This is a genomic window from Chryseobacterium sp. (assembly GCF_022869225.1).
Taxonomy (GTDB): domain Bacteria; phylum Bacteroidota; class Bacteroidia; order Flavobacteriales; family Weeksellaceae; genus Chryseobacterium.
Genome location: NZ_JALIHL010000001.1, coordinates 3636709 through 3662833 on the forward strand (window position 1 = coordinate 3636709; position 26125 = coordinate 3662833).

21 protein-coding genes and 1 riboswitch are annotated in these 26125 nt (G+C 38.9%); of the genes, 11 read left to right on the forward strand and 10 right to left on the reverse strand.

Annotated features, from left to right (window positions below; all coding sequences use genetic code 11):
* Window position 1: 1 nt before the first annotated feature.
* From MUW56_RS17045 to clpP, 3 genes are all read left to right on the forward strand, one after another.
* On the forward strand, window positions 2–841 hold the full coding sequence (locus tag MUW56_RS17045) for a GLPGLI family protein (protein ID WP_292014312.1): 840 nt from the start codon (window positions 2–4) through the stop codon (window positions 839–841).
* Between the two features lie 217 nt (window positions 842–1058).
* Window positions 1059–3041, forward strand: coding sequence for a DNA primase (gene dnaG, locus MUW56_RS17050; protein WP_292014313.1), 1983 nt, complete (start codon window positions 1059–1061; stop codon window positions 3039–3041).
* A 112-nt stretch (window positions 3042–3153) separates the two neighbouring features.
* Window positions 3154–3840 carry an ATP-dependent Clp endopeptidase proteolytic subunit ClpP gene (gene clpP, locus MUW56_RS17055; RefSeq protein WP_027373257.1) on the forward strand — a complete coding sequence of 229 codons (687 nt, stop codon included), beginning with the start codon at window positions 3154–3156 and terminating at the stop codon, window positions 3838–3840.
* Between the two features lie 266 nt (window positions 3841–4106).
* Here clpP and MUW56_RS17060 read toward each other — a convergent pair whose 3' ends face one another.
* Complete coding sequence (locus MUW56_RS17060) at window positions 4107–5213, reverse strand: T9SS type A sorting domain-containing protein (protein ID WP_292014314.1); 1107 nt, start codon at window positions 5211–5213, stop codon at window positions 4107–4109.
* A 70-nt stretch (window positions 5214–5283) separates the two neighbouring features.
* Window positions 5284–5476: riboswitch (cobalamin riboswitch) on the reverse strand.
* Between the two features lie 215 nt (window positions 5477–5691).
* Between MUW56_RS17060 and MUW56_RS17065 the strand changes: the two genes are divergently transcribed.
* Window positions 5692–6954, forward strand: coding sequence for an esterase-like activity of phytase family protein (locus tag MUW56_RS17065; RefSeq protein WP_292014315.1), 1263 nt, complete (start codon window positions 5692–5694; stop codon window positions 6952–6954).
* A gap of 146 nt (window positions 6955–7100) precedes the next feature.
* Here the strand turns inward: MUW56_RS17065 and tpiA are convergent, their stop codons facing one another.
* From tpiA to MUW56_RS17095, 6 genes are all read right to left on the reverse strand, one after another.
* A complete protein-coding gene (gene tpiA / locus MUW56_RS17070) occupies window positions 7101–7859 on the reverse strand; it encodes a triose-phosphate isomerase (RefSeq protein ID WP_292014316.1) in 759 nt (252 codons plus the stop codon).
* 108 nt (window positions 7860–7967) lie between these two features.
* Window positions 7968–10094 carry a S9 family peptidase gene (locus tag MUW56_RS17075; protein ID WP_292014317.1) on the reverse strand — a complete coding sequence of 709 codons (2127 nt, stop codon included), beginning with the start codon at window positions 10092–10094 and terminating at the stop codon, window positions 7968–7970.
* 27 nt (window positions 10095–10121) lie between these two features.
* A complete protein-coding gene (locus MUW56_RS17080; RefSeq protein WP_292014318.1) occupies window positions 10122–10472 on the reverse strand; it encodes a TerB family tellurite resistance protein in 351 nt (116 codons plus the stop codon).
* Between the two features lie 2 nt (window positions 10473–10474).
* Complete coding sequence (locus MUW56_RS17085; protein ID WP_292014319.1) at window positions 10475–11155, reverse strand: DUF6058 family natural product biosynthesis protein; 681 nt, start codon at window positions 11153–11155, stop codon at window positions 10475–10477.
* A gap of 13 nt (window positions 11156–11168) precedes the next feature.
* Window positions 11169–12278, reverse strand: coding sequence for a BT_3928 family protein (locus tag MUW56_RS17090; protein WP_292014320.1), 1110 nt, complete (start codon window positions 12276–12278; stop codon window positions 11169–11171).
* A gap of 1 nt (window position 12279) precedes the next feature.
* The gene (locus MUW56_RS17095) at window positions 12280–12846 is read right to left on the reverse strand and encodes a DUF1599 domain-containing protein (RefSeq protein WP_292014321.1); all 567 of its coding nucleotides are present in this window, start codon (window positions 12844–12846) and stop codon (window positions 12280–12282) included.
* Window positions 12847–13322: 476 nt separating this feature from the next.
* Here MUW56_RS17095 and folP point away from each other — a divergent pair, with 476 nt between their 5' ends.
* From folP to ilvA, 7 genes are all read left to right on the forward strand, one after another.
* Window positions 13323–14093: a dihydropteroate synthase gene (gene folP / locus MUW56_RS17100; protein ID WP_292014322.1), complete on the forward strand. Its 771-nt coding sequence runs from the start codon at window positions 13323–13325 to the stop codon at window positions 14091–14093.
* Window positions 14094–14459: 366 nt separating this feature from the next.
* Window positions 14460–15332, forward strand: a complete 873-nt coding sequence (ilvE, locus tag MUW56_RS17105) for a branched-chain-amino-acid transaminase (protein ID WP_292014323.1) — start codon at window positions 14460–14462, stop codon at window positions 15330–15332.
* 167 nt (window positions 15333–15499) lie between these two features.
* Window positions 15500–17194: a dihydroxy-acid dehydratase gene (gene ilvD, locus MUW56_RS17110; protein ID WP_292014324.1), complete on the forward strand. Its 1695-nt coding sequence runs from the start codon at window positions 15500–15502 to the stop codon at window positions 17192–17194.
* A 7-nt stretch (window positions 17195–17201) separates the two neighbouring features.
* Window positions 17202–18926 carry a biosynthetic-type acetolactate synthase large subunit gene (gene ilvB, locus MUW56_RS17115; protein WP_292014325.1) on the forward strand — a complete coding sequence of 575 codons (1725 nt, stop codon included), beginning with the start codon at window positions 17202–17204 and terminating at the stop codon, window positions 18924–18926.
* Between the two features lie 12 nt (window positions 18927–18938).
* Entirely contained in the window at window positions 18939–19220 is a 282-nt protein-coding gene (locus MUW56_RS17120) for an ACT domain-containing protein (protein ID WP_292014326.1), read from the forward strand.
* 45 nt (window positions 19221–19265) lie between these two features.
* Window positions 19266–20312: a ketol-acid reductoisomerase gene (gene ilvC / locus MUW56_RS17125; RefSeq protein ID WP_292014327.1), complete on the forward strand. Its 1047-nt coding sequence runs from the start codon at window positions 19266–19268 to the stop codon at window positions 20310–20312.
* Between the two features lie 8 nt (window positions 20313–20320).
* Entirely contained in the window at window positions 20321–21583 is a 1263-nt protein-coding gene (ilvA, locus tag MUW56_RS17130) for a threonine ammonia-lyase IlvA (RefSeq protein ID WP_292014328.1), read from the forward strand.
* A gap of 78 nt (window positions 21584–21661) precedes the next feature.
* Here the strand turns inward: ilvA and MUW56_RS17135 are convergent, their stop codons facing one another.
* The 3 genes from MUW56_RS17135 to MUW56_RS17145 form a co-directional block, all read right to left on the reverse strand.
* On the reverse strand, window positions 21662–23131 hold the full coding sequence (locus MUW56_RS17135) for a M20/M25/M40 family metallo-hydrolase (protein WP_292014329.1): 1470 nt from the start codon (window positions 23129–23131) through the stop codon (window positions 21662–21664).
* Between the two features lie 7 nt (window positions 23132–23138).
* Window positions 23139–23375, reverse strand: coding sequence for a hypothetical protein (locus MUW56_RS17140; RefSeq protein WP_292014330.1), 237 nt, complete (start codon window positions 23373–23375; stop codon window positions 23139–23141).
* Between the two features lie 73 nt (window positions 23376–23448).
* Window positions 23449–25845, reverse strand: coding sequence for a hypothetical protein (locus tag MUW56_RS17145; RefSeq protein WP_292014331.1), 2397 nt, complete (start codon window positions 25843–25845; stop codon window positions 23449–23451).
* Between the last annotated feature and the right edge of the window lie 280 nt (window positions 25846–26125).

The window sequence follows — 26125 nt, forward strand, 5'->3', positions numbered from 1 at the left end:
TATGAAAATCCTAATATGCTTTTTATTCTGTTCCTTGTATTTTGGGCAGAATACAAGAATTGCTTACGAGTATACCTATAAGATTGATTCTTTAGATAGAGAAAAACAGGAAAAGGAAGTGATGTTTTTGGATATATGGAAAAAGGGATCTCATTTTTACAGCTATCCAAAGTATGTGTATGACTCTTTAAAAAGTGTCCAAATCCAAAAAGTATCCTCTTTACATCGTAAAGAATATAACTTTTCGAATTTTCAGAATAAGTCTAAAGTTAAATTTTCCGTTGAAAAGGAATACCCCGAATATAAAACCTATTTACAGAATAAAATAGGAGAAAAAAGATGTACGATAGGGAGAAATACTCAAATAAACTGGAGTATCCTTCCCAATCAGAAAATAATAAAAAATTATACCGTTCAAAAAGCTACGGCTTCTTTTGGGGGAAGAAATTGGATTGCCTGGTTCTCCACTGAAATTCCATTCCCGGATGGGCCTTATTGTTTTTATGGTTTGCCAGGGTTAATTTTAGAAATTCAAGATACTAAAGGTGATCATATTTTCAAATTGATAGGAATTAAGAAAAATATTTCCTCGGGGAATGCATTGAATAATGATAAGAAAGCTCTTATTACGGAACAAAAATTTAATAAGATTTGGAAAGAGTACAGGAAAGATCCTTCTGCGAATGTGAAAAATATATTTTTAAATTCAGGCGTTCAGGCGAGTTTAAATTGGAACGGCGAAGAAATAAAGCAGAGTGATATCATTAGAAATTTAGAGAAACAGGCAGAACAAGAAATTAAAACCAATAACAATTTTATAGAACTACTATTGTATCAATAATCTTATCACAAGTTCATTTTTTCTCTCAAAAAAAGCCGACTGATCTCTTTCAGTCGGTTTTTTTATCAAAGATCCTGAAATATTGTACGGCCTGTAAATAAGTATCGCATGCTAACTGATCATTTCTTTAATTCATTCAACATTTTTAAAGAATTGATTTACAGCTATTCTTTTTTTGTGAATTTTTTTCTTCAAACTAAATACTTAATTTTACCCTATGATTTCTAAGCAGACCATAGATAAAATATTCTCCACAATCAGGGTAGAAGAGATTGTGGGGGAATATGTGCAGTTGAAAAGAGCGGGGTCTAATTACAAGGGGCTCAGTCCGTTCCATGATGAGAAGACGCCGAGTTTTGTAGTTTCTGCCAGTAAGCAGATCTGGAAGGATTTCTCAACGGGAAAAGGAGGAACTGCCATTTCTTTCCTGATGGAGATTGAAAATTTCACCTATCCTGAGGCCCTTCGCCATGCCGCTAAGAAGTATGGAATTGAAATAGAAGAAGATCAGCGGGAGATCTCTGAAGAGGCTAAAAATGCACAGACGGAAAAAGATCTGCTGTATAAAATCCATGAGGTTGCCAATAATTATTTTCAGGAGATTCTTTGGAGTGCTGAAGACGGAAGAAGCATCGGGCTTTCTTACTTTAAAGAAAGAGAGCTTAAGGACGATATCATCAAGAAATTTCAGCTCGGATATTCTCCGGAAAAGAAAAATGCCTTTACGGCATATGCCCTGGAAAAAGGATATTCAAAAGAAATTCTGGAAAAATCGGGACTTTCTATTTTCCCGGAAAATGCCCCGGCAGGAGTAGACCGGTTCCGGGAAAGGGTTATTTTTCCCATCCACAGTTTTTCAGGAAGAGTACTGGGCTTTGGCGCAAGGATCCTTAAGAACAATGTTAAAACAGCAAAGTATCTCAACTCTCCGGAGACTGAGATTTATCATAAATCAAATGTTCTTTACGGATTAAACCAGAGCAAACAGGCTATCTCAAGAAAGAACGCCTGTCTTTTGGTGGAAGGATATATGGATGTGATTTCCCTGCATATGTCCGGGATTGAAAACGTAGTGGCAAGTTCCGGAACTTCCCTGACCACGGAACAGATCAAGCTGATCAAAAGGCTTACGGAAAACGTAACCATTCTTTTCGATGGAGATAATGCAGGAATCAAAGCCAGTTTCCGAAGCATTGATATGCTGTTGACGGAAGGAATGAATATCCGGGTACTGCTTTTTCCGGATGGAGACGACCCGGATTCTTTTGCCCGGAAACATCCACAGGAATATGTAGAAAAATACATCGAAAATGAAGCGATGGATTTTATCGACTTTAAGGCCGAGATCCTGTTAAGAGATGTTGAAAATGATCCTATTAAGAAGGCAGAAGCCATACGGGATATTGTAAAATCTGTTTCTTTTGTGCAAAATGCCCTGAAAAGGGAAGTATACCTTAAAGAAGTTTCCAATAAATTCGGGCTTTCAGAGCAGAGCCTTTTCAATGAATTGGATGTTCAGAAGCAGATCACTCAGAATCAGACCCAACATGTCCAGCACCAGAAAGAAAAGGCTCTTCCAAAAATGGAGATTGTGCCTTTGGATCAGGAAAAGGAAGATCCATTTCTGTATGATGTCTTATTTATGGAGAATAAGTTGGTAGATCATATGCTGATGTTTGGAGATATTGTTCTGAAACGTAAAAATGAGAATAATGAGGAGTATCAGATCACTGTGATTGAAGAGATTCTTCATCATTTTGAAGAAGAGCAGTATGTATTTTTGGTTAAAGAAAATGAAATCATTATCAATCAGGTTCGGGAAGGGATTCAAAAAGAAGAACTCAGAAGCGGAAACTTTTTTGTATCTTTTATGGACGAGGAAATTACATCGAAGGTTGTAGATGCGTTGATCCCTCTGGATGAGCTTGAAAACTGGGCTTCCCGAAATATTTATCCTCCCAATTACGGAGATAAGGTGGCGGACCAGGTGAAAGGTGATGTTTTACTGCACAAATACAGGTATATCGATTATTTGATCAAAGAAACCGCCAAAGAACTAGACCAATACAGCAACAGTGATGAAGTAAAATATTACGAGCTGATCAAAAAAATCACTTTGCTGAAACAGGCTTCCATACGGCTGAGCAATATCATTGAATATTCACCGATTAAGGGGATCTATATCAATAGAAAAAGATAGTTTATGGACAAAAATTTTCCTATTCTGTGACAAAAAGTCTTATAAAATTTTAGGAATAAATATTGTAATTTAAACTTTGAAAATATTTGTTTAAATAATACATAATAGAAATATGGACATTAAAAAAGAATTCAGAGATTTCTCTGTAAAACATTTAGGAAACAACGGTCTGGTTACCGATCAGTATATGGGAATGTATGGCCCAACGAATCTTACACCGTACATCATGGAGGAAAGAAGACTAAACGTTGCTCAAATGGACGTTTTCTCACGTTTGATGATGGACAGAATCATCTTCCTGGGAACAGGAATTGATGATCAGGTAGCCAATATCGTTACAGCACAGCTTTTGTTCCTGGAAAGTGCAGATCCATCCAAAGATATCCAGATCTATATCAACTCTCCTGGTGGCAGTGTGTATGCCGGTTTGGGAATTTATGACACGATGCAGATTATCAAGCCGGATGTGGCAACCATCTGTACAGGTATGGCTGCTTCCATGGGAGCTGTATTATTAGTGGCCGGAGAAAAAGGAAAGCGTTCTGCTCTTAAGCATTCAAGAGTGATGATCCACCAGCCGTCCGGAGGTGCTCAGGGAGTTGCTTCTGATATGGAGATCAACCTGAGAGAGATGTTGAAATTAAAGCAGGAGCTTTATGAAATCATTGGACACCACTCAGGGCAGACGTATGAGTGGGTTGAGAAATCTTCTGATAGAGACTATTGGATGACTTCTGAAGAAGCTAAAGGCTACGGAATGGTAGATGAGGTTTTACAGAGATCAACAGAGAAAAAATAATTGATGTAAACCATCGATAAAAAACGCACCGGTCCGGTGCGTTTTTTTGTTGATAACCACGAGAACCACAACCGTTTTTTAACTCTTAAGTACCTAAGATCTGATATTTTTCTTTAGGTATGGTGTGCTGTTAACTCTGACGAAACTTCGATTTCTGCAGGAATCCGGCCTGATGTATTCCGGTTTTCTATGATACTGGAATAGAGCGAGAATTCTCCTCCTCCGTAGAGGTGCCAAATCGCAGATTGGGGGTGGTGGTTTATGATCTACTTCTTTAATATTTTATATAATGTTGATCCGCCTGCAGTTTTGACCTCAACAAAATAAAGCCCTGGATTCAAAGAGTGAATATCAATTGTAGTTGCTTGAGAAGTCATCACTTTCTGTCTTAAAGAAGAATAAATAATTACATCCTGAACTTTTTCAGACGTTTCAATCCTGATAAAATCACTTGCCGGATTAGGATAAATTTTAAATGTTTTTTTATAAGCAGAAGAAATACCCAGTGTTGAAGCTGCTTCTACAGGAATAAATGGCCTTCTTTGTCCAAAACTTAAACCCAGCCAGTCATTGTTGCTGAGCTGAAGCTGAGAAAGGCCTGTCTTTTTTTGCCAGCTTGAAAGGTCTTTTCCCTGATATAATTTCCAGGTATCCGATCCCGAAGTACTGCCGCTAAAGGTATTCAGTGATAGCGTAGAAATCTGGTTATTTGCTGACGTAAAATTAAAATAAGAGGTTTGGGTCTGAATGAGCTGCAGCGCCTGTTCAGCAGTAATACTTCCGTTGTATTGAATTCCAAAAACAAAAGAATCGGCGGCACCGTTTGTATTATCTGTTCCAAAATCAATCACCACAAGACTTTTGTTACTGCCGGTTCCGATCCAGTGGGTGATCTGGGAGGCAGCAAACCAGTTGGAGCCATAGGCAGTAACAGGAAGGGAAGGAGGATCATCCGCATTATCGTAGCCATAAGATGCTCCGTACCATTTTCCATCGATGAGAGGATCACTTACTCCGTTATTCCATGCCATATTTCCCTGGCTTGGTCCTGACCAGGTAAACCAATAATCATTATTCATATCGGGAATATGGTGGTTGTAATTAAAGCTGTAAAAGAAGCCGGAAGGGATTTCCACTTCTATTTTGGGTTCTGCTGCTGCAATGGCATTGATCATATCTTCCATGGTTAGTCCATCCGAATCAAAACGGTATCCCCAGACATAAGAAGCAGGCGTCTTGCCATCGTTGAAATCTGCAATGAAATAGGCCTTCTTTGATCCTGTTCCTACCCAAAACCTAATGTCGTTTTCTGTGAATTGGGCAGATAAAAACTGCATAAAAAGCAGTAAGAAAAAAAAATAGATTTTTCTCATGATATAATTAAATTAAAGTTTTATTCCCGAAACTTATCTGCAGGAAAAAAATCGATGATCTGTATTCCTGACGTTAAAATGGATGTAAGGCAGGTCTCCTGGCTCGCATCTTATAGCAGACCTTCCCGGATGATGGGTCCAGTGGTGTTATTTTGCTATAAGTGAAACAGCTTACAGTTGCGGGTACAGCCCAAGAATTGAATGATTTCCTCACTTGATTCCCTATTAATGAACAGTGTTCAGCCTTAAAACGCTGCAAATATATCATATAAATTTTAGTGTTGTATTTTGTGAATTATATGCTTAATTTTTAATCTGATCAATAATTGGGTTATAGTATTGTGTTTTTTAATTTAATCCTGATTATTTTTTGTTTATATTAAGTTAATACAATTGTTTTTATTGTTAAAATAGAATTATCATTGTATTCAAGATTAGTTTATAATCAATTTATACTTTCGCAGCCATAAAAGAGAATATGAAAAAACTGCTATTATCTGTGTTGGTATTAACGGCGTTGGCATCGTGTAAAGATGACGACAATATCAATACCCAGGATATCAATTATTCTAAACTTCCACAGGAATTTCCTTTTTCCACATTGGCAACAGTAAATGGAGTAGACGTGATCAATGGCGGATTCGGTTCCGGAGCAGCAGCTCATCCTCAAAGAAAAGGTGAATTTTATGTCATTACAGACCGTGGTCCGAATACAGATTATCTGAGCGGTAAAAAATTCCTAGCCCCTAATTTTACGCCCACCATCATGCATTTTAAAATCAATGCAGAAGGAAATATTGAGGTGATTAAATATATTAAACTTAAAAATCCATCCGGCCAGCCTATCACAGGACTTCCAAATCCTGTAGGAATGGGAAGTACCGGGGAGGTAGCCTATGATGCATCAGGAAATGTCTTGGGAACAGATCAATATGGTCTGGACAGTGAGAGTCTTGTAGCAGCGGCAGATGGTACCTTCTGGGTTTCGGATGAATATGGTCCCCATATCGTTCATTACAGTGCAGAAGGGGTGGAATTGGAAAGAATAAGCCCGGTCGGAGTGAATACGGGGACCAGAAAACTGCCTGCTGTGTTGGCTAAAAGAAGAGCCAACAGAGGAATGGAAGGACTTTGCATTACACCTGACGGCAGAACATTGGTAGGAACAATACAGTCAATGATGTATGTTCCGACTAAAGCATTAGCCACCAATACCACGTTGACAAGAATTGTAACATTCGATATTATTACCGGGCAGACCAAACAGTTTTTATACAGGCAGGACGGCGGTGCTTCCGACTCAGTCTGCGATATTACAGCGATTGGGAATAATGAATTCTTGGTGATTGAAAGAGACGGTAATTTCGGATCACAGGGCGGTATTAAAAAAGTATACAGAATCAACCTGGCCGGAGCTACTGATGTTAACGGAACAGATATTGCAGCAGCAGACGGAATGAAAATCAATAATAAAGCTTTAGAACAGAGCAGCTGGGATGAAATTACCAATGCAGGGATAAAATCTGTTTCTAAAAAATTGGCAGTGGATCTGGTTTCAAAACTGGGGTATGAACATGATAAGTTCGAGGGAATTGTTTATTTGGGAAATAATAAACTGGCTGTTTTCAATGATGATGATTTTGGAGTGGTGGATGACGGAAACGGAAACCCCAAAGCTAAAATTCTTCCTAAAACAGGGAAGGTAGACAAAGGAACTATGTATGTAGTCGATATTCAATAATTAGATTTTTTTTTAAAGAAAACGGCGGAATTTATTTCCGCCGTTTTTATTTTATGTATCTCATTTACATCAATAGAAGCGGGCTTTAGCCCGTTTCCAAAAATAATATATTCCATTGGCTTTAGCCAAAACATCACATCTCTTTATTAATTAAAAGCTTCAATAATTTTAGAGAAATCCTCTAATTTCAAAGCAGCTCCGCCGATCAAACCTCCGTCTATATCAGGCTGTGAGAAAATTTCCTTGGCATTGTCTGGTTTTACAGACCCTCCGTAAAGGATAGAAACCTCATCAGCGACTTCCTGACCGTATTTTGCAGCAATGATACTTCTGATATGGGCATGGATTTCCTGAGCCTGCTCTGGAGTAGCTGTTTCCCCTGTACCAATAGCCCAAACCGGCTCATAAGCAATCACCACTTTCTTGATTTCTTCAGCAGAAAGCGTGAATAATGCTACTTCAGTCTGGTTTTTTACCACCTCAAAGTGCTGACCAGCTTTTCTCTGCTCAAGAGTTTCCCCATTGCAATAGACAGGAATAAGACCCTTATCAAGTGCTAATTTGATTTTTCTGTTGCAGTGAGAATCAGTTTCACCATGATACTGTCTTCTTTCGGAGTGACCGATCAATGACCCGTTGGCATCGATAGACTCTAACATGTCTGCAGAAATTTCACCTGTATAAGCTCCACTCTCATGCTCGCTCATATCCTGAGAAAATACCCCGATTTCATCTTTTTCAAAGATGTCTTTTGCCATCATTAAATATAAAGCCGGTGGAGCGATCCAAACTTCGCAGTTTGTGTTAGCATTGTTTTTATAGCTTAGTAACTGAATCATTAATTGTTGTGCATCAATTACATTTTTGTTCATTTTCCAGTTGCCTGCAACTATTTTTCTTCTCATAAGATTTATATATTGATTTATTTTCTATTCTTTTATCTCTCGCTGATTTTTAATCAAATCCGTTTTGTAGGTTTTATGATAAATCTGCGGAATCTGCGAGCTTTATTATTACTTGTTAATTCCTTCCAGTTTAAACATAAAGGCATACACCAAAGCAATATCCTTCAGATAATCAAATCTTCCCGAAGCACCGCCATGGCCGTAATCCATATCTGTTTTTAATAATAATACATTCTTATCTGTTTTCATATCTCTCAGCTTAGCCACCCATTTAGCCGGCTCAAAATATTGTACCTGAGAATCATGAAGACCTGTTGTTACCAATAAATTAGGATAGTTTTTCTTTTCTATATTTTCATACGGAGAGTAAGATTTCATATAGAAATAAGCCTCCTTATGGTTAGGATTGCCCCATTCGTCATACTCATTGGTTGTTAGCGGAATACTGGTATCAAGCATTGTATTGACAACATCTACAAACGGAACCTGCGAGATGACTCCGTTCCATAAGTTAGGGCTCATATTGGCGATAGCTCCCATTAAAAGTCCTCCGGCGCTTCCGCCTTGTGCATACAAATGTTTTGGTGAGGTATATTTTTCTTTCACTAAATATTCTCCGGCATCAATGAAATCGGTAAATGTATTTTTCTTTTTCATCATTTTCCCGTCTTCATACCACTGTCTTCCCATTTCCTGGCCTCCGCGGATGTGGGCAATGGCATAGGCAAAACCTCTGTCTAAAAGACTGAGCCTGTTGCTGTTGAAAGTAGCATCCATTGAGCTTCCGTAAGAACCGTAAGCATACAGCAGCAGCGGACTGCTTCCGTCTCTCCTGAATCCTTTTTTATAAACAACAGAGATCGGGATTTGAGTAGCGTCCTTTGCTGTCGCAAAAAGTCTTTCGGTAGTATAGTTATCTTTATTGTAGCCGCCCAGAACTTCCTGCTGCTTTAATAAAGTTCTTTTTCCGGTTTTTAAGTCTTGTTCATACTGAGAGTTCGGTGTGATCATCGAAGTATAACCGAAACGGAAATTATCCGTATTGTATTCAGGATTACCCGATGAATACACAGTATATGCCGGTTCATCAAACTTCAGAGATTCTTTTTTTCCGGTTTTTCTGTCGTAGATGACGAGCTGGGAAAGCCCGTTCTGTCTTTCGTTGAAAACAAGATAGTTTTTAAACTCAGTAATTCCCTGCATCAGAACATCTTTTCTGTGCGGTACAAAGTCTTTCCAGTTTTCAATACCGGTTTTGTTTAAAGGGGTTTCTACCACTTTAAAGTTTAGCGCATCTTTATTCGTCGTGATCAGAAACTTGTCTTCCAAAGGAGTCACATCATACAGAACATCCTTGATTCTGGGCTGAAAGACTTTAAAAGTGCCGTTAGGATCATTTGCATCCAGATATCTGGTCTCGGAAGAAGTTGTAGCCTGGGAATCAATCATAATGAATTTTTGATTCTTAGATTTGCTGACTCCAATATAGTTGGTTTTATCTTTCTCTTCATATACCAGAACATCTTTGGAAGAATCTGTTCCCAAGGTATGTCTGAAAATTTTTTCCGTTAAAAGAGTTTCAGGATTTTTTGAAGTATAGAAGATGGTTTTATTATCATTGGCCCATGCGGCTGAACCCGTTGTATTTTTAATTCCGAGTTCCGTTGTTTTTCCGGTGGATAAATCCTTTAAAAATAATTTATACTGTCTTCTGGAAACATCATCCACACCATAGATCATCTTATTGTTGTCCGGACTGATGCTGAAGCCTGAAGCAGCATAATAGGGATGTCCCTCAGCAAGCTGGTCTATATCCAGTAGAATTTCTTCAGGAGCGGTAAGGCTGCCTTTTTTTCTGCAGTATTTAAAATATTGCTTTCCGGTCTCTGTACGGCTGTAATAGTAATATCCGTCTTTAAAAACAGGTACAGATTCATCCTTTTCCTTGATTCTGGCTTTCATTTCCTGGAACAGCTTTTCCCTGAAAGGTTCAGTATCTTTCATCATGCCTTCCCAGTAGCTGTTTTCGGCCTTCAGATAGTCAACAACTTTGGTAGAATCTTTTCCTTTTTTAAAATAATCAATCATCCAGTAATAAGGGTCATTAACCTTATCACCATGGATTTCTCTGATATGTTCCTGTTTTTCTGCTACAGGAGCTTTCATATCCGGAAATTGCTGAGACTGAAATGTAGATGCACTCATTACTAATAATCCTAAATAAATTTTTTTCATGGCCGTTTTTTGATGTTGGATCGGTGGTTATGCTAATCCCCAAAGTTTTTTCAGAAGAATATAAAACGTATGTTCTTCTTCGGTTACCTTATTGTCTGCTTTGATCAATGATTTTGCGAATTGAACAAATTTGACACGCTCATCTTCTGTAGAATCATCTAGGAAACATCGTGCATGAAACTCAAAGTGATCTTTCCATTCTTCAGGCTGTAAAAGAGCCAGGGTTTCAAGCTCATTGTCAAGGTTCATTCTGAATGGAAACTCATCCGCTAAATATTGCTGTACCAGCATTCCTTCCTCAGGAGCAAATTCTCCGTCTATAGAAGAAAGGATCATTAATAAATGATAACCGGCGATAGATTTATTTGATTTTTGCATGTTTAATATTTTTTTACTAAATAATTTAAATTATTATTTTCTAAAATTTGATCAAGGTATTTACCCCTGCTGCTGGAGCTCCTTTGATAAGGGGCAAATTTCTGTGCCACTTCATTGAATTCCTCATTCAACTTCATCAATTCGGCCAGTTCAACTGGCGCGAGCATTTGTTTAGAAAACAGAGTGTTGAACTGTATTAATTTTTTAACTGCGATTTCTTTTTTTACAATTTCCTCTTCAGTGGAGTTCAGGGTACAAATCCCATATATTCCATCACAATAGGCAGACCATTCACTTTCAAATGCTTCGTTTAATTTTTCAGGATCAGGAATGCTGTCTTTGAAAATATTACCATAAGCAAAATTTTTATCAGGATGTTCCGTCAGATTTTGAATGAATTTTTCTTTGAATTCTTCTTTATACTGATGCGTATCCTGCAGGTCTTTATTCTTTTTAATCAGGGAAATACAATTTTTACTGAAGTACTTTTCTGTAATTTCACTTTGAAATTTATCATTAAGAGGTGATGTAATTTTAATACTTCGGGTAATAACATAAGAAGGCTGGGGTACCAGTTGATTTTGAATAAGGGCTGCCAGTTCGTCTTTCGTAATATCTGTTAGACTACACAATTCCTCTTCTGTAATATAATGATCATTAATATAATTGAAATTCTGGTCCATTGTCTTGAGATTGTTAGTTAATATAATCTTTGGCAGGCTGTTTATCTACAATTTTTCCGTTTTCAAGAATCAATACAAAAGGATTGCTTCTTGCAATGGTTTTGATGGCAGTTCCGTCCATCATCGTATTTTTAATGGTTTTAAATGTATTCTGATCAGTAGAAACGCCATAGATCAGAGCCCCTTTTTGAGCATTTACTTTAGCTTCCACTTTTTGAAGCAGATCAGCTGGGACCTCTTTTGGATGGTAAGAGAATACCAAAATGGCTTTGGGAGCCTTAATGATCTCTTCAGTAAGCTCCATTCCCGTAGGATCCTCGATTTTGAATTTAACGATCTCAGATTTATATCCTTCCTTTACCAGGACAGATTCATTTTTTCCTTCCTCTATTTTCCATGAAGAACCTTCTGCCCAGTACTTGGTTTCTTTGATATAATCATCTTGGTTGACCTTTAAAACTTCTCCGGTTTTCTGATTTTTAAGAGAATAAAAAGTCTTGTATTCAGAAGGGTTTTTGTTGATTTTTTCTTTTTCTCCTTTAATATCCGTTCCGATTTTATAATCCCGGAAATCAATGATCGGTTCATGCATAATTCCCTGTGCCATAATGTAGATCATTACCAGAGCAAAAGCCCCTAACAGGTAATATTTAAATTTACCCGAAGATTCTTTTGGGGTACTGCTGTAAGCCTCTTTTTTTCTGAATTCTTTTCTGTAAAGCAAAAATAAAATGATCAGTCCCAGCAAAAGGGCAACATCTTTAAAGAAACTTTGCCAAGGGGTAAATTTGATCGCATCTCCAAAGCAGCCACAGTCTGTCACGACATTGAAATAAGCGGAATAAAATGTAAGGAATCCAAAGAACACACAAAGTGCTATTAATGCGGACAAGGTAAATTTAAGCTTTAATTTCAGCAGAAGCATAAATCCAAGGAAAAGTTCCAGTACAACGACTATAATAGAAAACAGCAGGGCGAATTTTTCAAAAAACGGCATGTTGAAAACAGCGGGAGAAAAATATTCTTCCATTTTGAAAGAGAATCCTACCAGATCCACAGCTTTTACAAATCCTGAAAGGATAAAAATGACAGCAATAATAAAGCGTAATAAACCTTTGATCATATTAAATAGTTTTGGGTTCGAATTGATTTTCTTTTTCAGAGAATTTGATAAGACAGAAAACAGCATAGTTCAGCATGTCGAAGTAGTTGGCATCAAGCCCTTCAGAAACAATTGTTTTCCCTTGGTTGTCTTCAATTTGCTTGGTTCTCAGTACTTTCTGGTAGATAAGATCTGTGATTGAAGAGATTCTCATATCTCTCCAGGCCTCGCCATAGTCATGGTTTTTTCTTTCCATCAGCGCTTTGGCTTCATTGGCATATTGATCATACAGACCCAGAATTTCTTCTTTATTTTCATTAAAATCATTGGAAAGACCTTTCTCAAGCTGGATAAGGCCTATAATAGAATAGTTGACAATTGCGATAAATTCCTCTTCCTCACTTTCATCTACCATTTTTTTATCAGTCATCTGAAGCGTACGGATTCTGTTGACTTTGATATAAATCTGATCCGTAATGGAACTCGGTCTCAAAACCCTCCATGCTGCACCATAATCCTGTAATTTTTTACTGAAAAGATCACGGCACTGACTGATAATTTTCTCGAATTGTACTGATGTTTTTAGCATAAATTTTCTTAATCTTCCAAATATACGAATTAGCTTTTAGGTAGCAGAATTTTTGGTGAGAGAGTTTTAAGGATGAATGTTGGGGAAAGCTCAAGGTAGATATTCCGTCTCTAGTCTCCATACGGCATGTTTCTGTCTTTGTTTTTCTTAAATCTTAAATCTTGAATCTTGACTCTTGGCCCTTGGCTCTTGACTCTTGACTCTATAACATCTAAAGCTATACCTCAACCTCAGTAGTCTGACATCTGACATCTGACATCTGACATCTGATATCTAATATCCTAACCCCCAATCTCTTTTTCTCTTTATTCCTTACTCTCAATTCCCAAATAGTTCCTAATTTTGCAGGATACAAAATCATTCATCATTTATAGATTCTTATGCTCTCAAACACTCAGACTCTCAAACACTCCAGCACTCCAACGTACTCAGTGAATTGCAATGGCCGTTTAGTACAATTGGATACTCCAAAAATCATGGGAATCCTAAACCTAACTCCCGATTCTTTTTCTGACGGAGGAAAGTTCAATAATGAGAAGCAAGCATTGGTACATGCCGGAAAATTGTTGGCGGAAGGGGCAGAAATCATTGATATTGGTCCGCAGTCAACACGCCCGAATGCTGAGTTTCTAACGAGTGAAGAAGAGATCGGAAGGATAGGAAATATAATTTCTCAGATCAAAAAAGAATTTCCTGAAGCATTGATTTCCCTGGATACTTTTTATGCTGAAACCGTAAAGTTTGGTTTTAATGAAGGAATTGATATGATCAATGATATTTCGGGAGGTCAGTATGATGATAAAATGTTTGATACAGCCGCTGAAACAAGGCTTCCTTACATCTTAATGCATGTCAATCCGTCATACAAAACCATGCATGATAAAATCAGGTTTGAAGACATTACACTGGAAGTCAACCGATATTTTTCTGAAAAGGTCAGTAAGCTCTTAGAAAAAGGGGTGAATGATGTGATTCTTGACCCTGGTTTTGGTTTTGGAAAAACGGTGGATGACCAGATGAAAATGATCAATGAGGTTGAATACCTTGGATGGGGAAGATTTCCCCTGTTAATAGGCATTTCCAGAAAATCATTTATCTATAAGCCTCTTGGGAAATCTCCTTTGGACATCAATGAGGAAACTCAAAAACTTCACCTGAAAGTTTTGGAACAGGGAGCAAAGATTCTAAGGGTTCATGAGGTAGCTGAAGCAAAGGAAACTCTTATGCAGTTTTTACGAAAAAAATAAAAAGTGTAAAAAAATTTGCGAGGAATTAAAAAGTTTATACATTTGCAGTATGAATTTTACGAATCAGAAAAATATTATGGTCATTTCTATTACTGCTGTTGTCATTAGCAACAGTAAGGAAGCGGCATTTTAGAATAGATTTTAATTTAAATTATATATAAGCCGTTTCATATATGAAACGGCTTTTTTGTTTTAATTTTTTATTTGTACAGAATATGTATCAGTTATTAGCAGTAATTATCATCGTCATTATTATTCCCTTGCGTCTGTGAGAAGGAAAGTGTATGACTGTACATATATTGGGCCCTCTCACATGCTGAGAGGGCTTTTTTTATTCCATTTTGTTAATTTTTTAACCACTATAACATGTATTACAACGACGACACGGTCATCTATTTTGATGGAAATTTCATGAAGGCAAAGGAAGCGGGAACGGATCTTTACGGACAATCGCTTCACTATGGCTATTCTGTTTTTGAAGGGATCAAATCTTACAGTACCGGCCATGGAACCAGAATTTTTAAAGCTCAGGAACACTACGAAAGGCTAAGAAGATCGGCAGAGCTGATGCATATTCCTTTTGATTATTCAGTGGAGCAGCTTACAGAGCTTACTTATGAACTTTTAGACCGCAATGGATTTTCGGATGCTTATATCCGTCCGCTGGTTACCTGTTCCCCCAATATGTCTCTTTCAAAAGGGCAAAAATCTTATCTGTCCCTGCTGGCCTGGGAATGGAATAACGGGTATCTGGCAGACAAAATGAAAATTATGACTTCCCCTTTTCAACGGCCTAATCCTAAGGCTTTTAAAGTTGAAGCCAAAGTAGGAGGGCATTATGTGAACTCTATACTGGCTTGCCAGGATGCCAAGGATAAAGGCTATGACGAAGCGCTGGTATTGGATGAAAACGGAAATGTTGCCGAGAGCTCGGGAGCCAATGTTTTCTACGAAAAAGACGGAGTGCTGTTCACCCCGGCCAAAGGAAGTATTCTTCCGGGAATCACAAGACAAACGGTTATGGAGATCTGTAATGAACTTGATATTCCTGTAAAAGAAACATTTTTTAAACCAGAAGAAATGCGTGGCGCGGATGCCGCTTTTTTCTGTGGTACAGCTGCAGAAATCGTCGCTCTGGATTCACTGGATGGTGTTCCTTTTACCAGAAACTGGGAAGATACCGCAAGTGAAAAAGTACAGCAGGCCTATTTGAAACTTGTAAGAGTTCTGTTATTGTAAATTTTTATGATTTAAATATCTGATTATCATATATATATGTCTATTTTCCAAACGGTTGAATATTGTAGTTTTCAGAAAAGTTGAAAATGAAAAGAATATTACAAGCTGTAGTTTTGGATCAAAATTAAATAAAAAACTTCATTTTAAAGAGATGAAAAGAACAGCAAATGCAGGATAATATGTTAAATAAATATTCAAAAACATTCACACAAAACAGTGAACAGCCCGCCGCAAAAGCAATGTTGTACGGGATAGGCTTTACAGAAGAAGATATGCACAAGGCCCAGGTCGGAATTGCCAGTATGGGCTATGACGGAAATACCTGTAATATGCACCTCAACGACCTCGCGAGAATGGTAAAGAAAGGAACCTGGGATCACGGGTTGGCAGGACTGATATTTAACACGATAGGAGTAAGTGACGGGATGAGTAACGGTACAGATGGAATGCGTTATTCACTGGTAAGCCGTGATGTCATTGCCGACAGTATTGAAGCGATCTGCGGAGCACAGTATTATGACGGACTGATTGCACTGCCGGGCTGTGACAAAAATATGCCGGGAACCATTATGGCGATGGGAAGGCTGAACAGGCCGTCGATTATGGTGTATGGCGGTACTATAGCTCCCGGATGTTATAAAGGGGAACCGCTTAATATTGTTTCTGCATTTGAGGCCCTGGGTAAAAAAATTGCCGGAGAGATCTCCGAAGAAGACTTTGATGGAGTCGTTAAAAACTCTTGTCCCGGAGCAGGAGCCTGTGGCGGAATGTATACAGCCAATACTATGGCCTCTGCCATAGAGGCATTAGGAATGAGCCTTCCGTATTCTTCCTCCAATCCCGCTTTGAGTGATGAGAAAAAGAAGGAGTGCCATGAAGCAGGAAAGTATCTGAAGATATTGCTGGAAAAGGATATTAAGCCTTCGGATATTATGACCCGTAAAGCTTTTGAAAATGCACTCCGTCTTATTGTTATCCTTGGAGGAAGTACAAATGCTGTACTGCATTTTATAGCGATGGCCAAAAGTGTAGGGGTAGCTCTTACTCAGGATGACTTTCAAAAGATGAGTGACTGTACGCCGGTGCTCGCAGACCTTAAGCCCAGTGGGAAATACCTGATGCAGGATTTGCATGATCATGGAGGCATACCTGCAGTAATGAAATATTTGTTGGAACAGGGGCTGCTGCATGGTGACTGCCTTACGGTTACGGGAAAAACACTGGCTGAAAATCTGGAAAATGTTCAGGGATTGGATTTTAGCAGACAGAAAATTATAAAGCCTTTATCGGAACCGGTAAAAGCTACAGGCCATTTGAGAATACTGTATGGCAACCTTGCTGAAAAGGGAAGTGTTGCAAAGATCACCGGCAAAGAAGGAGAACGTTTTATAGGAAAAGCAAGGGTATTTGATGGCGAGAAAAACCTCATCAAAGGAATTAAAGACGGAACGGTACAACACGGCGATGTTATTGTCATTCGTAATGAAGGGCCTAAAGGAGCTCCGGGAATGCCGGAAATGCTGAAACCTACAAGTGCCTTGATTGGAGCCGGCCTGGGAAACAGTGTGGCTTTGATTACAGATGGTCGGTTTAGTGGGGGAACACATGGTTTTGTAGTGGGACATATTACCCCCGAAGCCTATGAAGGAGGCCTGATTGCTTTTGTAAAAGATAATGATCTTATCGAAATAGATGCCGTGAATAATACCATACAGCTTAAGGTTTCAGACGAAGAGATTGAAAGAAGAAAACAAGGATGGAAAAAACCACCCCTTGCAGTACAGAAAGGATTGCTTTACAAATATGCACTAACCGTATCATCAGCTGCTGAAGGCTGCGTAACGGACGAAATCTCACAATAATTACATCATGAAGGATTTTAATTTATCGAAAGGAACAGAACTTAGCGGAAGTCGGATCATACTTGAAGCGTTTCTTCAGGAAGGAGTAAAAACGGTTTTCGGATATCCGGGAGGTGCCATCATCCCTATTTATGATGCCCTTTATGATTATCAGGGAAAACTGGAACATATTCTGGTACGCCATGAGCAGGCAGCAGTGCATGCGGCGCAGGGCCTTGCAAGAGTCTCAGGAGATGTAGGGGTCGTATTGGCTACCAGCGGACCGGGAGCGACCAATCTTGTCACAGGATTAGCAGATGCTTTATTGGATAATACGCCTGTTGTCTGCATTACAGGACAGGTCTTTGAGCATCTTCTGGGAACTGATGCTTTTCAGGAAATTGATGTGATGAACATCACAAGCGCTGTTACCAAATGGAATTATCAGGTAACCGATGCCAACGAACTCCCGGAAGTACTGGCTAAGGCATTTTATATTGCAAGATCAGGACGCCCGGGACCGGTACTGATTGACGTTACAAAAAATGCCCAACTGCAGACTGCCCTCTATAAAGGCTATTCATCATGTTATTCATTGAGAAGCTATAAACCGGACCCTGTTCCCTCCATGGAAAATATAGAAAAAGCGGCAGCGCTCATTAATGAAGCAAAGAAGCCGCTTATAATTGCAGGACAGGGGATTATGCTGGGGAAAGCAGAAAAAGAATTTCTGCAGTTTGCCGAAAAATCCGGAATTCCGGTTGCCTGGACTGTATTGGGAATGAGTGCGATCCCCACAGATCACCCTCAGGCCGTAGGGATGGTGGGCATGCACGGAAACTACGGCCCAAACATACTCTCCAACGAATGTGATGTCCTTATTGCTGTCGGGATGCGCTTTGACGACCGTGTTACAGGAAGATTGGACCAGTATGCAAAACAGGCAAAAATCATCCATCTGGATATTGATAAAGCAGAAATCAATAAAAATGTAAAAGTGGATGTACCGGTTCTTGGAAACTGTAAGCAGACGCTGCCACTCCTTACAGAAAGGATTGGAAACAATGAACATCCGGAATGGCATACAAGGTTTAAAGATTGTTTTAAAATTGAAAGTACCCAACTGATCAATCATGAATTGTATCCTGAAGAAGGCGAAATTACAATGGGAGAGGTCATTCGCCGTCTCAATGAGATAACAGGAGGAGAGGCCGTGATTGTAACAGATGTGGGGCAGCATCAGATGGCTGCATGCCGGTATTCACATTTTAAGAATTCCCGTACCAATATCACAAGTGGCGGATTGGGAACCATGGGATTCTGTCTTCCTGCTGCTGTAGGGGCTTCGTATGCAGAACGTAAACGTCCAATCATTGCCATCATGGGAGATGGAGGCGCTCAGATGAATATTCAGGAGCTGGGAACCATTATGCAGTACCGGCCTCATGTTAAAATCCTGATCCTTAATAACTGTTACCTGGGGATGGTAAGGCAATGGCAGGAGCTGTTTCACGAGGAACGGTATTCTTCCGTAGATATTCAGAGTCCCGATTTTGTACAGGTGGCAAAAGGATATGGTATTCCGGGAAATAAAGTGGCTCATAGAGAAGACCTGGAAAATGCACTCCATGAAATGCTTGATCATAAAGGAGCTTTTCTTCTTGAGGTCATGACAGGAAAGGAACACAATGTATTTCCGATGATTCCACAGGGAAAAAGTGTTTCTGAAATTGTATTGAATAATAAGTTTTAAAAAAATAAAAAGATGAAACCAGAATATAAAGAATATACCATAATCGCCTACACAGAAGACTATTTAGGGCTGATAGGCCGGATCAATGCGATTTTTTCAAGGAGAAGGATTTCCATAGTCAACTTCAATGTAGGACCTTCTGAAATTGAAAACATCAAAAAGTTTGTCATTGTTATCAGGGAAACGGAAGAATCAGTTCAGAAGATCAGCCAGCAAATGGAAAAACAGGTAGATGTACTGGAAGTTCATTACCACAGGAATCCACATTTAACGGTAATAGAATATGCAAGCTAAGCATAGAATCAATCAACATAATCAATAATTAATAAAATCAAAAAAATGGCAAAATTGAATTTTGGCGGAGTAGAAGAAAATGTAGTGACAAGAAATGAGTTTCCCCTGGAAAAGGCTCAGGAAGTTTTAAAAGACGAAGTGGTAGCTGTTATCGGGTACGGAGTACAGGGACCGGGACAGGCTCTTAATCAAAAAGATAATGGCATCAATGTTATTGTAGGGCAGAGAAAAAATTCTAAATCCTGGGATAAAGCGGTTGCCGATGGATTTGTTCCCGGTGAAACATTGTTTGAGATTGAAGAGGCGCTGCAAAGAGGGACAATCATCTGCTATCTCCTGAGTGATGCCGCACAGATCGAATACTGGCCTAAAGTAAAACAGCATCTTACTGCCGGAAAAGCACTGTATTTCTCTCATGGTTTTGGAATTACCTTTAACGAACGTACCGGGATTGTTCCACCTGCAGACGTGGATGTATTCCTGGTGGCTCCTAAAGGTTCCGGAACTTCATTAAGGAGAATGTTCCTGCAGGATAGAGGTCTGAACAGCAGTTTTGCAGTCTATCAGGATGCTACGGGAAAAGCAAGAGAACGGGTAACAGCTCTTGGTATAGCGATTGGAAGCGGTTATTTATTTGAAACCGATTTTAAAAAGGAAGTTTACAGTGATCTTGCCGGCGAACGGGGTACATTGATGGGAGCTGTACAGGGAATATTTGCTGCCCAATATGATGTATTAAGAAAAAACGGACACAGCCCTTCCGAAGCATTTAATGAAACCGTGGAAGAACTCACGCAGTCCTTAATGCCATTGGTAGCAGAAAACGGAATGGACTGGATGTACGCCAACTGCAGTACTACAGCTCAAAGAGGAGCATTAGACTGGTGGAAGCGTTTTCGGGATGCTACCTCTCCTTTATTTGAAGAACTCTATGACAGCGTGGCCAAAGGAAACGAAGCACAAAGATCCATAGATAGTAACAGTAAACCGGATTACAGGGAAAAATTAGAAGCGGAACTCACTGAACTGAGAGAAAGTGAAATGTGGAAAGCAGGAAAGACCGTACGAAGTCTGAGGCCTGAAAATAACTAAACTGAATCATGATGAGAGAGGAAACATGCTCCCCCGTTTTGGAGAAGGTTTATCAAGCGGAGGAAAGACTGAAAAATGTTGTCATAAAGACCCCTTTGGCAGTCAACAATAACCTGTCAGCGGTCTATGACGCGAATATCAGCTTTAAGAGGGAAGATCTTCAGAGGGTAAGGTCCTATAAAATCAGGGGGGCTTACAATAAAATGGCAACCATGTCCCAGGGAGACCTTACCAGGGGAGTGGTTTGTGCCAGTGCAGGGAATCATGCCCAGGGAGTTGCTTTTGCGTGTCATACCATGAAAGTGAAAGGGACTATTTTTATGCCGTTACCCACTCCCGGCCAAAAGCTTGAACAGGTGAAAATGTTCGGAGGCAGTTATATAGATGTTGTTTTATTCGGGGACACTTTTGACGAAGCAAAAGATGCTGCGATGAGGTTCTGCCATGAGAACAACGGAATATTCATTCATCCTTTTGACGATCCCGCGATTATTGAGGGACAGGCTACCGTAGGATTGGAAATTCTGGAGCAGTCAGCAAAACCTGTGGATTATCTTTTTGTACCGATAGGAGGAGGAGGATTGGCTGCAGGAATTTGTTCAGTATTTCAGGAGCGGTCTCCACAAACGAAGATTATCGGGGTAGAGCCTTCAGCAGCAGCAAGTATGAAAAAGGCAATGGAAAAGGGCAGACCCGTACTTCTTGAAAAGATAAGCCGGTTTGTAGACGGCGCCGCAGTACAGCAGGTGGGAAACCTTACATTCAAGCTTTGTAAAGAGGTACTCCATGATATGGCGACGGTAGACGAAGGATGGGTTTGTGAGACCATACTGTCTCTTTATAATAAAGATGCCATTGTCGTAGAACCTGCCGGAGCCCTTTCGGTGGCTGCCCTGGAAAAATACAGGGATGAAATACAAGGCAAAAATGTAGTATGCATCATCAGCGGAAGCAACAATGATATCACGCGTATGGAAGAAATCAAAGAAAAAGCTCTGCTGTATGCGGGATTAAAGCATTATTTTCTGGTCAGGTTTCCACAGCGTCCCGGGGCATTGAAAACTTTTGTAATCGATGTCTTGGGTCCTGATGATGATATTACCTTTTTTGAGTATACTCAGAAAAATTCAAAGGAAAAAGGAATTGCTGTTGTAGGGATTGCGTTGAAACAGAATAAGGATTTCACTCCGTTGATCAATAAAATGAAACACTATGATTTTTTTGTCAATTATCTGAACCATGACCCGTCTTTAATGAATCTCCTTATTTAAAACAAGCTTCCATTTTGTATTTCATTATTATCTGTCATGATGAAAAAAAGCTTCACAATTTGTGAAGCTTTTTGTTATTTATCTTTCAAGGGAAAAATTTGGAATTACTTTTGGCCGTTCAGCTTCATTAGCTACTTTCCACGATGTTCTGTACATCCATTCAGTCATTTTATAAAGCTTTTTATAGTTGATGTTTTCAGATTCATCCTGTGGAGTGTGATACTGGTCATGCAGTACACTGGTAAAGAATATCGCAGGAATTCCGATTTTTGCATAAGGAAGATGATCGCTTCTGAAGTAGAAGTATTCTGCATGATTCGGAGAATCCCAGTCTTTCAGATATTTGAATTTTGTGCTCTCTTTATTGGCATCTTCCGCCATTTTTACAAGTTCTTCAGAGTTTTTATGCGGAGCATTGCCTCCCAATAAAGCGGCTTCTTCGGTACTGTTTCTGCCAATCATGTCACCGTTCAGAACGGCTGCAATTTTCTCTTTTGGAACGACAGGGTGTGCTGCATGCCATCTGGAGCCTAGCAGCCCTCTTTCCTCGGCACCATGAAAAACAAATAGGATGCTTCTTTTTCCCGGCTGCTTTTTATAAGCTCTTGCCATAGCTAGCATAGCGACACATGTGCTGGCGTTATCATCAGCACCGTTATAAATCGTATCATTTTTTACCGGATGCCTGATGCCGTCATGATCCTGATGTCCGCTTAGCAGAACATATTCATCCTTAAGAACAGGATCTGTACCCTCTATTTTTCCAATGATATTGACCGAAGGATATTTATAGGTTTCAGTGATCAGATTCAGAGATACTTTAGGATTGTTTTTTACCCAGCCTGCATTTTCTCTTTTGATCCATAGGACGGGAATATTATGGGTTATTTTTTCCCTTAACCCTTCCACACCATAGCTGCCCCTGGTCATTTGAGGAAGTATTTCCGGCCAGCTTTGTTCAGCAATATCATCCGTAATGAAAATAATAGCTTTTGCTCCCTGCTCATAAGCCTTGTTGTAATATTTTGTGCGTACAAATCCCGGATATCTTCTTACAAAAAGAGTCATTTCCTTTTCTATATTTTTATCAGAAGCATTGACAGCAAGAACTTTTCCTTTAATATTCAATTGGGACAGCTCTTCAGGTTCCGTATTTCCTGCATATATAATATCAGAATCTATGGAAGCATTGACAGGTTCTGCCACGAGGAAGTCTTTCCACAATTTCAGATTACGGTCTCCAAGGGTAAGGCTGCTCTGAGGAATAACCTGATGTCTGTACATATCAAAAAACTGAAAAAAAGTTCCATGATCTCCTGCGGGTTTCATTCCCGCTTCTTTAGCTTTGTCAGCAAGCCACATAGACACTTTTAACTCATCTAAAGTTCCTGCTTCGCGTCCCCAGAACTGATCTGCAGCCAGCTCATACATATCTTTCCTAAGGTCAGATTCCTTAATGGCGGAGACTAATGGTTTCTTGTAATTTTGCGCGTTCCCAATACTGAAGAAAAGTAAACTTAACAGGGAAAAAATGTAGCTTTTATTCATCGGATTTTTAATTAAAGTTAGCCAGTTTTTCTGAGAACTGTTTTGAAAATTCCTTTCTGTCTTCTTCCAGTTTTTCAGGGGTTGAAGGTAGAACATAGTTGAAAAGAATCTTATTGTCATTGTTTAAAAAGATAATTTCCTTTTCATTCCCATCGATCATCTGTGAGAAAATTTCCCACATGGAAGTGTCTTTTAACTTTAATAGCTCAAAAAACTGTTCGGCTTTTATTTCGATTGTCTGCATATTTCTTTTTATATAGTATCGTTGAATTGTTTTTGAAAAATAGTTTCAGATTAAATAACCGGGCTGATGCGATTTAAAATTCCAGAAATTTCAGTTTAAACTGTATTGCAAAATTCTGCTTGAAATTCGGAGTGGTATAATATCCCACTCGGTAGAATAGTCCGAGATTAAAATAACTTGAAAGGAAATTATTCCATTCCAGACCTACTTCCTGATACAGATGATTCAGCGGTTTGAACCGGAACTGGTGGTACTCGGGATGTTTCATGTCTCCAATGGTTCCCCTTAATACAAAATCAAAACTGGAAACATTGTGTCCGAAGCTTTTGAAATACCACGGAAGTTTATGGGTAAAATAATAGGCGACAAACTTATCGTTATAGTATTTTCCGCCTTCCAGTGTGGCAAATCCCAGGAATGAAGTAAGGTTGAAATTAAAATCCTTACCAGGGGATGCCAGTCCGTTCATAGTGAAATTCTTCCAGATCGGAGCATCTCCGAAAACCATTCCTCCGTAAAGCCTGAAACCTGTTGTTCCGAGAGATGTTTTAAAATTATGGACAAAAAGGGCATCGAAACGGGAATAATTAAAATTTCCGCCCGCCAGTTTATAACTTTGCTCATAATTGAAATAAAGCTCAGGATATTTCTGGTCGATCAGAGATTTTCCCTGAGGAGTCATGATATTGGTAGAGTTTGGAGAATATTTTAAAGTAAATAAGGTATTAAAATTCTTAAATGAAGAACCTCCGTCCCTGAACTGGTAATCAAATTCCGCTTCTTCAATATTTCTTCTCACGGCAAGGGCAAGTGTAAGGCCGTTGGTGACATCATTCAAATAAGAGAGGGATGCTCCTTTAAAGTGGAAATAACGGTCATTGTTGAGGTTGTTTCCAAAGTTCATCATCCTCATTTTGAAATTCCAGAGTCTTCTGTAAAATTCTCCTGAAGCGGTTACATCATCATAGAATTCAAATCTGAAGAATGAGTTTTTCTCTAGGGTAGTTTTCACATCCAGCCCCATCCCGTATTTCCATCTTCTGTCCTTTACCCCATAGGCAAAATAATAATCCGGAGAGATATAAGGATTGAAGTTTTCATTGATTTTGGCTTTTAAACCCAGTCTGAATCCTTCATAGGAATTATAATTGACAATTTCATCCACTGCAAAATCCACAGAACCCACTCTGATCTGGCCGTTGAGTAGACCGGATAATATCTGAGCCTTGCTGTCTATTTTATATTGTTTTCCTAAACTGTCAATGGTTTTATAGGTATTTTGTTCCCTTGCACTAAGCGGATCAGTCCTGTATTTGTCCAAAGAATGACCGTCAATACTTTTTACAGAGAAAGTGTATCCTTTGAAATCCCTGGCATTTTCTTCAATAGGAGATTCAAAGTCAAAGTATTTGGAAGTGAGAAAAGCGTAGGTTCCAAAACTTTTTTTGTCTTTTTTATGGACATGGTCTTTGTCGTCCATCGCCATTTTACCCATTTTAAGCTTTGCCTTTTCATGGGCAAGGAACCACTTATTATTGTAAAATACCCATGTACTGGTAATAATTCCGTCGTTTTTATTTTTACTGAAATTTTCAATTTTTTTAATTCCGTATGTTTCAGTATCTACATAGATTGCCCCATTGTATTTTCTTTTTCTGTCGGGATTTTTATAATTGACTTCACGGAAACGGATCACAAAGTTTTTTCTTCCGTCAAGCTCAATGGTATCAGAGAGAAAAAATCTGTAGAGCCCTCTGTTTTCAGGCTTTACCTGTTCAGGAACAACATCCCTGTTACTTTGCTGAAGAGCGATCATTTCATAGATAGGCTGCTTCAGCCCTGAAATTCTGTTGTCAAGGATATTGATTTTTTCACCGTACTTTTTTGAGTACAAAAACTCCTGTGCCCTTTCCCAAAGGAACAGCTTGCTGTTTGAAAATATTTTTCTTGCGTTGATGTTATTTAATGAATCTTTCTCCCTTTTTTTCTTGAAAATATTCAAGTCATCGAAATATTGATTAAACTGGGAAAGACTGTCTTCATCAATATCCAGGGATATTTTTTCGTAGGATTTATAAGAATAGGATCCCAAACTTTTCGGCGAGTTTTCGTTAAAAAGTTTATTTACCTTTTTCAGAATTTCCAGTGCTCTTGGATCGCTTTTATCTTCAATGACTACGGCTTCTATAGCTGTTGTTTTTAATGTTTTTCTGAGCAGGGAAACCTCCATGCTGCTTTCTACCGTTGAAGTTTCTTTTTGATAAGACGCGGCTTCAATTTCGATTGACCTGCATGGTGTTTTAAATTCAAGAATCCCCTGAACATCGGTATAGCCAAGAATTTTATCGCCACAGGAAATTTTAGCGTTAGGAACAGGCTTTTGATCGGCATCATCAACAACCTTAACTTTCGATTGTGAATACCCCAACCAGTATATCAAAAAAAATAATAATAGTAAACCCTTTTTCATGTGAAAAAACTATGTCAAAAGTAATAATATTTATTGTTTTAAGAAAGTTTTTAACGGAGTATAACATTGATTTAATCTAATCTTCTGATGGAAAAACAAGAATGAAGAGTAGGCTGGTAAACGAGGAAAATTGAATTTATTTCAGGCTTTTGTATTAAATTTCAGGATATGAAATTCGCAGTATAAGGCAGAAGTTTCAGTTACTGGCAATAGTATTTATTGTGATAAGAATATTCGTCAAAAACTACTTTTCGGCGGGGAATAATTCTACTTCTCCGGA

Coding starts and splice junctions, on each gene's coding strand:
- MUW56_RS17045 (WP_292014312.1), top strand. CDS start 2: ATGAAAATCCTAATATGCTTTTTATTCTGTTCCTTGTATTTTGGGCAG.
- dnaG (WP_292014313.1), top strand. CDS start 1,059: ATGATTTCTAAGCAGACCATAGATAAAATATTCTCCACAATCAGGGTA.
- clpP (WP_027373257.1), top strand. CDS start 3,154: ATGGACATTAAAAAAGAATTCAGAGATTTCTCTGTAAAACATTTAGGA.
- MUW56_RS17060 (WP_292014314.1), bottom strand. CDS start 5,213: ATGAGAAAAATCTATTTTTTTTTCTTACTGCTTTTTATGCAGTTTTTA.
- MUW56_RS17065 (WP_292014315.1), top strand. CDS start 5,692: ATGAAAAAACTGCTATTATCTGTGTTGGTATTAACGGCGTTGGCATCG.
- tpiA (WP_292014316.1), bottom strand. CDS start 7,859: ATGAGAAGAAAAATAGTTGCAGGCAACTGGAAAATGAACAAAAATGTA.
- MUW56_RS17075 (WP_292014317.1), bottom strand. CDS start 10,094: ATGAAAAAAATTTATTTAGGATTATTAGTAATGAGTGCATCTACATTT.
- MUW56_RS17080 (WP_292014318.1), bottom strand. CDS start 10,472: ATGCAAAAATCAAATAAATCTATCGCCGGTTATCATTTATTAATGATC.
- MUW56_RS17085 (WP_292014319.1), bottom strand. CDS start 11,155: ATGGACCAGAATTTCAATTATATTAATGATCATTATATTACAGAAGAG.
- MUW56_RS17090 (WP_292014320.1), bottom strand. CDS start 12,278: ATGATCAAAGGTTTATTACGCTTTATTATTGCTGTCATTTTTATCCTT.
- MUW56_RS17095 (WP_292014321.1), bottom strand. CDS start 12,846: ATGCTAAAAACATCAGTACAATTCGAGAAAATTATCAGTCAGTGCCGT.
- folP (WP_292014322.1), top strand. CDS start 13,323: ATGGGAATCCTAAACCTAACTCCCGATTCTTTTTCTGACGGAGGAAAG.
- ilvE (WP_292014323.1), top strand. CDS start 14,460: ATGTATTACAACGACGACACGGTCATCTATTTTGATGGAAATTTCATG.
- ilvD (WP_292014324.1), top strand. CDS start 15,500: ATGCAGGATAATATGTTAAATAAATATTCAAAAACATTCACACAAAAC.
- ilvB (WP_292014325.1), top strand. CDS start 17,202: ATGAAGGATTTTAATTTATCGAAAGGAACAGAACTTAGCGGAAGTCGG.
- MUW56_RS17120 (WP_292014326.1), top strand. CDS start 18,939: ATGAAACCAGAATATAAAGAATATACCATAATCGCCTACACAGAAGAC.
- ilvC (WP_292014327.1), top strand. CDS start 19,266: ATGGCAAAATTGAATTTTGGCGGAGTAGAAGAAAATGTAGTGACAAGA.
- ilvA (WP_292014328.1), top strand. CDS start 20,321: ATGATGAGAGAGGAAACATGCTCCCCCGTTTTGGAGAAGGTTTATCAA.
- MUW56_RS17135 (WP_292014329.1), bottom strand. CDS start 23,131: ATGAATAAAAGCTACATTTTTTCCCTGTTAAGTTTACTTTTCTTCAGT.
- MUW56_RS17140 (WP_292014330.1), bottom strand. CDS start 23,375: ATGCAGACAATCGAAATAAAAGCCGAACAGTTTTTTGAGCTATTAAAG.
- MUW56_RS17145 (WP_292014331.1), bottom strand. CDS start 25,845: ATGAAAAAGGGTTTACTATTATTATTTTTTTTGATATACTGGTTGGGG.